This window comes from bacterium (assembly GCA_035370465.1).
Classification (GTDB): Bacteria; Ratteibacteria; UBA8468; order B48-G9; family JAFGKM01; genus JAGGVW01.
Genome location: DAOOVW010000049.1, coordinates 1 through 11,311, shown reverse-complemented (window position 1 = coordinate 11,311; position 11,311 = coordinate 1). Strand labels below are relative to the sequence as shown.

Sequence of the window (11,311 nt, the reverse complement as noted above, 5' to 3'; positions counted from 1 at the left end):
ATACTTCACTATGATTTGCTTACGCCGAGCTGGTGCGGATGAGAGTGAAAAATTTGAGCAAACGAGAAAAAAACAGCAATTATAGAAAAAGAAGTAAAAAAGAAGAAAATTGTAGCACAACTGTGACAAGCAGAGAAATTTTGTAAGAATATAGGTCGTCAGTAGAGCTGTAAAAGAAGAGTACAGCCGGAGTGGTGGAACTGGCAGACGCGCCGGACTCAAAATCCGGTGGAGCTTAAACTCCGTGAGGGTTCAACTCCCTCCTCCGGCATAATTGACATCATTGAAGAGGAAGTTGAGGGGAGCGAAGTAAGGGATTGTGATGAATAAGAACAATCCCAGCGGGTGGCCGACCCGAGCAGTTGTGGGATGCGAGGGCGCCAACTCCCTCCTCCGGCATAATTGACATCATTGAAGAGGAAGTTGAAGGGAGCGAAGTAAGGGATTGTGATGAACAAGAACAATCCCAGCGGGTGTGATATTGTGGAGGACAGTCCTCCACAGAATATAGAGATAAAAAATGGTCAAAAAAGAAATAATAGAAAAAATTGCAGAAAGAACTGGCTTGAATAGGCATCTTGTGAGGAGAGTGGTTGATGAATTTTTATCAGTTGTTTCAGAGGCATTTAAAGAAAAAGAAAGAGTAGAATTAAGAAGATTTGGTGTTTTCTATTTTAAGAAAAGGAAAAGGAAAATTGGCAGAAATTTAAAAACAGGTGAGGAAATTATTATTCCAGAAGGTGAAAAACTTATTTTTAAACCATCATTAAGCAAAAAAAATAGAGGAGACGAAGAATGAAAAAATTAATACTTTTGTTAATTTTTTCAATTATGTTTCTTTCATCTTGTTCGTTTAAGATGGAAATGAAAAACCCATTTAAAGAAAGTAAAAATGAATCATTCAATTTTTGTAAGAATAACTGGAAGGCGGTCAATTTTTGATACGGTTCTATAAAAATTTCTAAAATCATTGTATTCATCTATCGTTATTTCATCCTTTTTAATTTCAAAAATTCTTCTATAATAAATTTTCCCATCATTTTCTTTTATTTCATATTTAAAAGTAGCAAAGTTATTATCAATTTCAATAGGAGAAGGTAAAATCTCAACTTTAAAATTTTCAGGAAGTGTATAAACTACAATTTCTTCTTTCTTAAAAAGATAACCAAATCTTAATGGAAAATTTCTTTTTTCTAATGAGACAATAGAAGTATCTTTAAGTGTGTCTATTATTCCAGGGGTAAAAATTATTTTATGTTCTGCTATTACGGTTGCAAATGAGTTTGTTTTAAATGAATATTTTTCTATAACATTTTTTTCTAAATTTTCAATTCCCTCAATTTCAAATGAAATTAAATTAGTTCCAGGGAGAATACTATTTAGTTCAGAAGAAAGCGCCCTTTGTCTTTCAATATCTTTAAGATATATAAAACTACTTCTAAAAATAGCATCATATAAACCATTTGTTTCTATTTCTACATTGGATAGCATATCTCCATTTTCATATAAGGTTGTATTTATTTTCCTTTTTATGTAATTTTCTTCAGGAGCAAAAAGAGGTGTTTTTTCAAGAGGTAATCCTGGTTTGGAAATTAGAACATACTTATTCTGGTCTGATGGAGGTATTTGAGGAAAACGATAAACCTCAGATGTAGGGTCAAGAAAAAGAAAATTATTATTATTTTCTATTGCAACTATTGCATGATTGAACTGTCCTGGGAAAGGAATATCTTTTTCTATTTTTCCATCGGTATTTACAAGGGTGATATATGATTTTATTCCAGCAATTTCAAGCATTGTTTTCATAAGATTGGCTTTATCTTTACAATCACCATATTTTAAGTGAAAGACATCTTTTGCATCATGCGGTTTAAAACCATATGGGCCAAGTTCAACTCCAACATACCTTATTTTCTGACAGACAAAGTTATATATTGCAGAAATTTTTTCTTCTTCAGTTTTTTTATCCTCAATCAATTCATTTACTTTTTTTATAATGTTTTCATCTGGTTTTGAACAATCTTTTGATAGATTGTAATACCACTTGCCAATTTCTTCCCAGGAATTGAATGTTGTTATATAAACCCTTGGAACAATTTCATAAAGTGGGGGCATAAATGGTTCTTCTATAATTGGATTAGCATTATTATTTTCCCAGATATATGTTGTGTAAGCAGAAGATTCTTTTTTTTCTTTTAACTTAATCCCTTCTTCATATATAAAAATTTTTATTTTTTTGGGAATTTTAAGTTCGTATTTAGAAATTAGAAATGGTTCTACTGACTGGAAGTAAAATCCATCATAAAAATGTCCATTTATAAGTGGTCTGGATGTATATATTTCATATTTATATTCAACTGTACTGCCTATTTCTACTCCTGGAAGATTAACACAAATTGTTTTTACTCCTGGATAAAGAGCAGTATATTCAGTTAGTTCTGCTGGTGTAACAATTTTTATATTTTCTTTAGTCGCTTTAAGAATTTTTCCTTCAGGAGTAATTGTAAGTGCAGATATTATTTTTACTTTTTGTCGGTCAGCATCATAGGGTATTCTCAACTCTGCAAATCTTTTTCCCTTTTGTCCGATTATTTTTATTTTTTGATGTATTAATGTTTTGCTTTTAAAGTTTGAATCAACCTCAACTTTGGCATAATCAAGTAAATAAACAGAAGATTCTTCATCATAAGAAAAATTATTTTGGGGAAAAACATAAAAAATAAAACTAAAAAAGACGAAAAACCATAACTTGAAAATTTTAATTGTTTTCATAAGGAAGTATTGAAGGAGAAGGACTATAAATATTTAAGTAATAATTAAATTTGTTAACTGATGGACCTCCTTTCATTTTTTGCCATTGGCCTACAACATAATAATAGTAAATTCCAAATCCAAAAAGTATGAGTGATAGAATAAAAATTACTACTCCTTTCTTCTTATTAATCTCGTTAATCATCATTGCAAGAAAAAAACCAATAAAAGAAAGACCAACAATTACTAATGCCAGCATATATCCAATTTCAAATTCCATACTCTCCTCCTTTCTTAAATTTTATTCTCCAATTTCAAATCTTGAAAACCTTTTTACTTTTATATTTTCCCCTAATTTTGCAATTTTTGATTTTATATATTCGTTCACAGTTATATTTTCATCTTTAACATAAATCTGGTCAAGTAAAACATTTTCTTTATAAAAATCATTTAATTTGCCTTCAATAATTTTTTCTATTATTTCTTCTTTTTTATCTTTAAATTCTTCTTTAACTATATCTTTTATTTTATTTTTTTCTTCATCAGGAACAGAATTCCTATCAATATATTTTGGGCCTGTTGCTGTTATCTGCAAGCAGATATTTTTTACGAGTTCTTTAAATTCTTCATTTCTACTGACAAAATCACTTTCACAATTTACTTCTACCAATGTACCAACTTTTCCATTTATATGAACATAAGAGCCAATAAGTCCTTCTTTTGTTTCTCTTGATTCTTTTTTTTCTGACATTTCAAATCCCCTCTTTTTTAAATATTCCAGTGCTTTTTCCAAATCACCACCTGTTTTTTCAAGGGCATTTTTACACTCCATAACGCTTAATGAAGTTTTTTCTCTTAATTCCTTTATTTTATCTATATCAGCTTTCATTTTTCTCCTCTTTTGTACTTTTTTCTCCCTTATTATCTTCTTTTGATTCTTTATTCTTTTCTTCAACTACATATGCACCTTCTTTTTTACCTTCCAATATATATTCAGAAATAACCGAGAGTAACAAATTGATTGATTTAAATCCATCGTCGTTTCCTGGAATAGGATAGTCAACTATTTCGGGATTGCCATTTGTATCAACAATACCAACTATTGGAATATTTGCTTTTTTTGCTTCTTTTATTGCATTTATTTCCCTTCTCACATCAACAACAACAATCGCATCAGGAAAACTTTCCATATCTCTTATACCACCAAACTTTTTTAACAAATCCTCTTTTTCTTTCATTAGTAGTTGTGCTTCTTTCTTTGTGTAGAGATTTATTTTTCCTGATTTTTCATAGTCCTCAATTTCCTTTAGGCGGTTAATTCTTTTTCTTATTTCATTAAAATTTGTTAAAGTACCACCAATCCATCTATAATTTACATAAGGCATTTCACATTTTTCCCCAATTTCCTTTATTATTGTCTGTGCCTGTTTTTTTGTCCCAACCAATAAAATTTTTCCTCCATTTGCAGCGACTTTTTTTAAAAATTCCCCTGCCTCTTTTAATTTTTCAATGGTTTTTTCAATATCAATAATGTATATTCCCTGTCTTCTACCATATAAGTATGGTTTTATACGAGGGTCAAACTGTCTTGATGGATGTCCAAAATAAACACCCGCTTCTAACAAATTCTGAATTTCAATTTCCATAATTATTATCCTTTTTTATTTTTAAAGTTAATTCTAATTATTTTACTAAATTTCCCAAAATAATGTCAACATTATTTACTTTAACATAAAAAAAAAGGAAAATCAACGCATATATTGAAAAATAATAAATTATATTAGTTCCTTATTATAACAGAACTTGAAATAATAATTTCCTATCAATAAATTATTAATAATTTCAAAACAAGGACCAAATAAACAAGAAAAATAGCAATCCAGTTGTAATATTCAGAATTTTTTTTGACTTGTGTGAAAGAAAAATTTTCTTTTTTTGTTTTTTTAAACAATGGGAAAAAAGCAGGAACATTTTTTGAATAGACAGTATATTCTTCTCCAAATTTTTCTTTTAAAAATTTCTCTTCATTTTTCATCGTTGGTATATAAAACAATGGGAAAAAAATTAAAAAATAAATAAGAGGAATTATATTATAAAGAGGAACTATATTAAAAGATGAAATTAGAAGCCCTGTTGAAATTAAAAAACTTCCAAAATATAAAGGATGTCTGCACCATTTATAGGGACCATCTTTTGCTACTTCCTGGTTTTTCTTTATAATTCCAGAGGCAAAAGTTCTGAAAAACTCTCCAATTACCACTATAAAAAAACCAATTAAAATCTGTTTTAAATTCCCCTTTCCAAAAATAGCAATTACAACAAAAAAAAGCCATCCAAAAGTACTTCTCTTTTTTAAAATTTTACCAATTCCATATTTCCCCATACAAAAAGTTCCTTTCCTCTTATAATTAAAATTCCATCAACAAATGGAAAATTTTCAATTTCTTTTTCAATTACCTCTTTATCAATTTTACCTTTTATAAGGTTTCCAAAGTAAGTTGCTGCTCCATCAGCGAAAGTGGCAGAACTTGAAATTATAGTTACTGCATCTGCATCCCCATAACTGAAAGAATGTCCAACTGTTCCACTTGATGTTGCTATACCATATGGACCATCTTTTTTAATTTTTATACCTATTTTCATTGAAAAAGGGGAACTCCCTGCATAAATACCAATTTTAACCTCATTTTTTAAATTCATAAAAATATCCCCCCCATTTTCAATAAATATTTCTTTTGAAATTGATAAAAATTTCTTCCCGATAACTTCTGAGATACATCCTGCAACAGAAGCCATTGGTCCTGTTTTTGTTAATTTGGATGAAATTGACATAAGTTTTATTATTTCTTCATCATTTTCAACATCAACAGGAGAAAAGGAAAGATAAAATTCAGGATGCTTTTTTATATATGTCTCTATAATTCTTCTTTGTTTTTTTACCTCCTCTTCAATTTCTTTTTTAATGTCTTTTTCTGCAAAAATAAGAAGGTCTGTCTCTTTAACTTTTACTTCAAATTTCTTTAAATTATCTATTTTCATTATATTTCTGTAAAACCTTTCTCTTCCCATTTTCCCTTCCTTAAATTTTAAGTATTCACCAGGTAAGAAGTACAGAGTTTAAGATAAATATCCCCATTCCCCCTTTGATAAACCGACTAAATTTGCTTACCTTGTTTTTCAGACTTGGTGCGTTCTCCCAAATACTTCCCCCTTTGTAAACCGATAAAAGTAGCAAAGTTTAGCACACAGAGTTGGTGCCGTAATGTATTTCAATAGGCACAACGGGGATTAAGGGGGATTTAAAGGGGGATTTTCGTCCTTCTCCCTGTTAGGGAGAAGGTGCAGGATGAGGGGGGATATTTCCCCTCTTTGTAAAACCGACTAAAGAAGCAAAGAGTAGCAAAACAGAGTTGATGCGTCATTCCCATTTTTAATTCTCCCCTTTAATAAAGGGGAGTTAGAGAGGGGATTTTCGTCCTTCTCCCCGTTGGGGAGAATGCTCGGATGAGGGGGGTCCTTTTTACTTTACACCGCCATTATTTATTCTTAAATTAAGTATGCCTTATATAAAAACTTTTCTTCTGGTTGAACTATTTTTTCTTCTTTTTTACCTTTTTCCTCAATAATTATTGAAACAGGTGACTTTGAAATATATGAAGCAAAAATTTTAAGACAAATTTCTGAAAAACCCCCAATTATTATTCCAATTATATCCTTATTGACATCTGATGAAAGAATAATTATATCTTTATTGCTAAATAATTCTAAAATTTTCCCACTTTCTTTTCTATTTCTTGAAATTACAAGTTTAGTTTCTGGAGAAATTCTAAAATGATGTCCAACTTGCAAAAGATAGTAGTCATTAATTTCTGCATCCACATTATATTTAAAAATATCAGATAACCTTTTACAGAATTGAGAATCAGTCAATAAACATCCACCAGCAGGAGAAGAAAAAAATTTTAAATTTTTTATTTCTGCAAGAGTTAATTGCATTTTTCTCTCTTTTCCTTTTATCCCTAAAAGTTTATTTCTATCAACAATCCCATTTTTTTCAATTTCTGTCTCTGGTAAATTCAAAGCAGTAAGGGGTCTTAATAATTTTCCTTTTAGAGATGACTTTTCTTCTATTATTTTTAGTGCCTGCAATGTTTGTGATTTCCCTCTTTGTCCCAAAATTTCCCCTGTAAAAACAAAAGAAGCATTTTCTTTTTCCATAATTTCCTTTGCTTTTTTTAACATATAAATATGACAATCAATACATGGATTTAGATTTTTTCCATATCCAAAAACGGGATTTTTTATAATTTCTATGTAATCAATATCAATTGGAACTACACAGAGTTTAAAATTTAATTCGGAGGATTGTTTTTTTAAAATCTCTATTGTTTCTTCACCAAATTTAGATATAAAGGGGGTTAAAATAAAAACACCTATTACATCAAAGTTCTGTTCTTTAATAAGAGAAATTGCAATTAAACTATCAAGTCCTCCTGAAACAAGTCCGAGCGCTTTTTTCATCATACTCAATTTTACCTCAATATGCAACCAACAAAAAGTATTTTTTTTCTTATACAAATTTGCCACCAAATAATATTCCTTTAATTCCCCTTTATCCCATATACTTCTCCTCTTTTTGGTTCTCCCCTTTATTAAACCGACTGAAGTTGCTTACCTTGTGCCTCAGAGTTGGTGCGTTCTCCCTCCTTTTATAAAGGAGGGTCGGGGTGGATTTTGCCAGATAGCACAACGGGGATAGAGGGGGAAATCAAATGAAAAAGAAGATACCTAAAAGAGATGATAAATTTCAAAGATATATAAAACAAATAGATGATACTTGGGGAGAAGAAGTTTATGAATTTACTATACTAAAAAAATATAAAGTAGATTTTTGGAAATATCAGATTTATCATACTCAAAGATGGCTTAGTTACTCAATAGCTATGGCATATACCAATCAACACAAAAATGTTCACAATAAAATATCTAGAATGGCAATTAAATCATATCATTTATCTTCTGGACTTGTTTTGTTACCTGCATGTTGGGATAAGTTAGCACAATTGCTAAGATGTTTTTTGGGAATTAAATTTTCTAAAGAAAATTTACAAGGGAGATCGGCCGAAGAAAAGGAGAGAAAACTTACAAATTTTCAGAAAATTATGGATTATTTAAAAAAGGGAAATACTTGTATAGAAAATAAAATATATAGAACCTTATTGCCTTATTGGAATGAAAACAAGGAAGAAAGCAAAAGAAGAAAGAGAATTTATGATTTAGCAAATGAAGTTAAACATAAAATACATCCTGAATATTTGGGTATTCCCGTAAAAGATTATATAGAGATAAAAGAAGAAGAATTAAATCAAGGGAGATTCTCATTTGGTAGTAAAGCAATTAAAGAGGATGTTCTCTACGAGCATATAAAACTTTTAAAAAAAGCCAATAATTCTTTTGTTAAATGTGTTGTTAAAATTGATCAAATAATAGATTTTGAACAATTTTATAAAAAGCCCAAAAATTGCAAGAAAATCGTATCTTTGTAAATTGATTGCTTTTTTAAAAAAACAGCGATTTAAATGGAAGGGCATAACCAAAGAAGTAAATTCATGCGAAATAATATTTAAAGAGTAAACTTGATGTTATTTTTAATATATCATAACATATCAGTATGGAGAAATAAATGAATAAAAATATTCTTTTTATAATAACCTGTTCTAACGGTAAGATTGAAGGTGGAATAACTAACTATAATTATAAAAGTTCTATCTGTAATTATATATCTTCAGAATGCATTTCTTATTTAATGGAAGGACGACAATTTAACCTTACTCACATCAAAAACGGCGGTTTTACACGACAGAAAAAAATTTTGAAGGATTTACCATATAATAAGGAATTGAAAAATAGTTTTGATTTTGGAGGAAAAGAAGAAGCGAAATTTTTGCCAGCGTATGAAAGATATTGTGGAAGGATTTATAAAGAAATTGACAAAGAGACATGGAAAAATAGGAGACATCAGGTTCTTATTTTTTCTGGACTTTATGGATGGGTTTTACCAGAAGAATTTATACAACGTTATTCACTCCATTTAAGGGACTCTCAATTGATAATAGATATATGGAAAGGAGAAATAGCAACTTTTATTCTTGAATCATTTGTGCAAAGGAACAATATAGATGTATTAGTTGATTGTACAGGAGAGGACTTATATAGAGAAATTGTTGACTGGGAGTATTTTGAGGCAAGAGGATATGATGTATTTCACATATATGGAGAGCAAAATGCAGGTCCATCAGTTTTACCAGCAATAGGTTATTTTTTACAAAACAAAGGTTTAACTGGGGAAGATTCCGAATTACTAAATTTAATGAACAAAATTAAGTACTTTCAAACAACTTATGAAAAAATATGGTTCATTAAGGGAAAAAAAGAATTAGAAGAATTAAAGTTGCCTCGAGAAGAAGAGTCCTATGAACTTCAGGAGAAGGTGAATCAAATAGTCACTTCCATAGAAAGACCATCAGAATTTGACGAAATTGAATCAATACATAAAGTAAAAATTATCTTTAATTATAAAGTTCTCTCTCAGATTATAGAATTACCAAAAGAAATTTATGGAAAATTCCTCCAAAACCTGAAATTATATATAAAAAATCCTGAACACGCAGGTCTTAAAACAGAAAAAATACAGAAAGATGGAGAGACCTTTTACCGTTTTAGAATTAATGATTTTTACCGAGTTCATGTAGACCCTTATATTAAAGACCCAGTGGATAAAAATAAAAAGATACTTAATATTAGAGCAGTAGGTGGTGCCAAAGTTGAAAGTATTTCTCATTAAAAAGGAATTTTTAGAACTCTTTGTATGGATAAGCCATCTTAAAAAATATAACAGTAGGGATTAAATTATGTATATTTTATAAGACCTATTCAAAAATATTCCTTATCAGTATAAATACGGAAACTTTCCTTCCTAAATTCCCATATTTTTGGACACTAAGATATTCATACTATTTTTACATCAAAAAGTGTAATAAAAATCAGCCCCCTCACCCATACCCTCTCCCCATTGGGTAGAAGGAACTACCCCCATCACCCTTCCCCTCCTATCCCTTACCCACATCTTCTACAATCCTCTTGGATAAAGAGATTCCCTTTGCTCCTATTTTCTTTTATAAAATTGAAAAATACTACATTTTTCTTACTTTATCACTTTTCAAATAATGCAACAAAGTTTGTGGTATATTTTTCAAAATCCACTCTGTTCCTTTCTCTCCCTTCCTTTGTAAAGGAGGGTTAGGGTGGATTTCTCTGTATCTCCTTTTATTAAATCCCGCCTGCTTATCTTATCTCTACCTTGTAGGGCTGGTTCGTATGCTTTCCTTAAACTGACTGTGTAGAACAATCCCCCTCCATCCCCGTTGTGCTATCTGGAAGACGATAACGCACCAACTCTGCTTTGCTCCCCTTTGCTTCCTTAGTCGGTTTTTCAAAGTGGGAACTTGTGGGTAAGGGATATCTTCCCCTCGGGCGTAGCCCTACGGGCGAGCCTCTCCCCTGAGAGGAGAGGATAGGTGAGGGGAAAATATTTACTCTATGTCCGTTGTCAAATTGGTATTAACTGTATAGTTATTAAAATTTGCGGGATTTTCAGTCAGTATAAATACGGAAACTTTTTTTCATCATCTTTTTACGAAGTGTTCTAAATTTTTGAATAAACAGGTAGTTTTGTAAAGTATTTTTAAGATAGTCCCTTCTTGTTTTTCCCTTTTTTCTTCATCTTCCTAATATCCTAAATCCAATTTCTACAAAATGATGGTCAAAAGTAAAAGCAGTGTCTATTCCTGTTTGTTTCATAACAGCAAAAGAAATACAATCAACAAAACTGAAATCTTTATCAGTATATTTTGAAAAAATATCCCATGCCATTTTCAATATATTTTCATCTACGATAATTAAAGTTGTAATTCTGGAATCAAATAGTTTTATACCCATAAGAGATGCTTGTGGAAAACCCATTTTATTTCTGACAAGAGTAATTGTTTCAGATAAAATGTGGTCTGAAATAACTATTTCTAAATTCTCTTTGCGAGTTTTTTTAGATAACTCTATTGCTTTCTTATGATAGCGGTCAGTTCTGTCTATCAAGGAGAAGAGGGCTGATGTATCTGCAAAAATACTTCTCATTATTTTTCCTTTTTTTGTCCACCATAAAGATAGTGGTCGTGATTAATAGATATGTCAGATTCTTTTGTTTCGCCAATTCCTATAATATCCCAAAGAGGGTCATTTTCCCAATCTATTTCTTTAATACGAGATTCAATATCTTTCTGGACAACCTGCCTTACATATTCAGCAATTGATATGCCTAATTTTTTAGATATTTTTTTCATATCAGCATAGAGTTCTTTTGGAAAATATAAGTTTGTTGCTATATCTGTTTTCATTTTTTTTCCTCCTACTATTATTACCAACTAATATTAATACTATTATACTTCTTTAAAATTTATTTGTAAAGAAGGGATGTTTTGTTTTGGAATAAAAGGGAACTATAACC

The 11,311-nt window shown here is 30.2% G+C and carries 13 protein-coding genes and 1 tRNA gene; 4 read left to right on the top strand and 10 right to left on the bottom strand.

The genetic code is table 11. The features are described 5' to 3' along the window. Nucleotides 1-185 precede the first annotated feature (185 nt). Nucleotides 186-271: transfer RNA gene (locus PLW95_06765), tRNA-Leu, on the top strand. Nucleotides 272-520: 249 nt separating this feature from the next. Then, nucleotides 521-799: an HU family DNA-binding protein gene (locus PLW95_06760; GenBank protein ID HOV22360.1), complete on the top strand. Its 279-nt coding sequence runs from the start codon at nucleotides 521-523 to the stop codon at nucleotides 797-799. 98 nt (nucleotides 800-897) lie between these two features. On the opposite strand, the gene PLW95_06755 is transcribed toward PLW95_06760, so the two are convergent. The 7 genes from PLW95_06755 to PLW95_06725 form a co-directional block, all read right to left on the bottom strand. Then, entirely contained in the window at nucleotides 898-2,772 is a 1,875-nt protein-coding gene (locus PLW95_06755) for a DUF3857 domain-containing protein (protein ID HOV22359.1), read from the bottom strand. Then, on the bottom strand, nucleotides 2,759-3,031 hold the full coding sequence (locus tag PLW95_06750; protein ID HOV22358.1) for a hypothetical protein: 273 nt from the start codon (nucleotides 3,029-3,031) through the stop codon (nucleotides 2,759-2,761). Before PLW95_06750 ends, PLW95_06755 begins: the two co-directional genes overlap by 14 nt. A 21-nt stretch (nucleotides 3,032-3,052) precedes the next feature. After that, nucleotides 3,053-3,640, bottom strand: coding sequence for an elongation factor Ts (gene tsf / locus PLW95_06745; GenBank protein ID HOV22357.1), 588 nt, complete (start codon nucleotides 3,638-3,640; stop codon nucleotides 3,053-3,055). After that, nucleotides 3,630-4,400, bottom strand: a complete 771-nt coding sequence (gene rpsB / locus PLW95_06740; GenBank protein ID HOV22356.1) for a 30S ribosomal protein S2 — start codon at nucleotides 4,398-4,400, stop codon at nucleotides 3,630-3,632. The genes tsf and rpsB overlap by 11 nt, the downstream gene beginning before the upstream one ends. Nucleotides 4,401-4,573: 173 nt before the next feature. Then, nucleotides 4,574-5,134 (bottom strand): isoprenylcysteine carboxylmethyltransferase family protein, encoded by a 561-nt coding sequence (locus PLW95_06735; protein ID HOV22355.1) that lies wholly within the window; start codon nucleotides 5,132-5,134, stop codon nucleotides 4,574-4,576. After that, entirely contained in the window at nucleotides 5,104-5,820 is a 717-nt protein-coding gene (locus PLW95_06730) for a UPF0280 family protein (GenBank protein ID HOV22354.1), read from the bottom strand. Before PLW95_06730 ends, PLW95_06735 begins: the two co-directional genes overlap by 31 nt. Nucleotides 5,821-6,297: 477 nt before the next feature. Continuing rightward, complete coding sequence (locus PLW95_06725) at nucleotides 6,298-7,275, bottom strand: tRNA 4-thiouridine(8) synthase ThiI (GenBank protein ID HOV22353.1); 978 nt, start codon at nucleotides 7,273-7,275, stop codon at nucleotides 6,298-6,300. 248 nt (nucleotides 7,276-7,523) lie between these two features. Here PLW95_06725 and PLW95_06720 point away from each other — a divergent pair, with 248 nt between their 5' ends. Both PLW95_06720 and yaaA read left to right on the top strand, forming a co-directional pair. Continuing rightward, nucleotides 7,524-8,297: a hypothetical protein gene (locus tag PLW95_06720; GenBank protein HOV22352.1), complete on the top strand. Its 774-nt coding sequence runs from the start codon at nucleotides 7,524-7,526 to the stop codon at nucleotides 8,295-8,297. Nucleotides 8,298-8,434: 137 nt separating this feature from the next. Then, nucleotides 8,435-9,595, top strand: coding sequence for a peroxide stress protein YaaA (gene yaaA, locus PLW95_06715; GenBank protein HOV22351.1), 1,161 nt, complete (start codon nucleotides 8,435-8,437; stop codon nucleotides 9,593-9,595). Between the two features lie 408 nt (nucleotides 9,596-10,003). Here yaaA and PLW95_06710 read toward each other — a convergent pair whose 3' ends face one another. From PLW95_06710 to PLW95_06700, 3 genes are all read right to left on the bottom strand, one after another. Next, entirely contained in the window at nucleotides 10,004-10,159 is a 156-nt protein-coding gene (locus PLW95_06710; protein HOV22350.1) for a hypothetical protein, read from the bottom strand. A gap of 371 nt (nucleotides 10,160-10,530) precedes the next feature. Continuing rightward, on the bottom strand, nucleotides 10,531-10,941 hold the full coding sequence (locus tag PLW95_06705) for a PIN domain-containing protein (GenBank protein ID HOV22349.1): 411 nt from the start codon (nucleotides 10,939-10,941) through the stop codon (nucleotides 10,531-10,533). Next, nucleotides 10,941-11,201 carry a ribbon-helix-helix domain-containing protein gene (locus PLW95_06700; GenBank protein ID HOV22348.1) on the bottom strand — a complete coding sequence of 87 codons (261 nt, stop codon included), beginning with the start codon at nucleotides 11,199-11,201 and terminating at the stop codon, nucleotides 10,941-10,943. The genes PLW95_06705 and PLW95_06700 overlap by 1 nt, the downstream gene beginning before the upstream one ends. Nucleotides 11,202-11,311 lie beyond the last annotated feature (110 nt).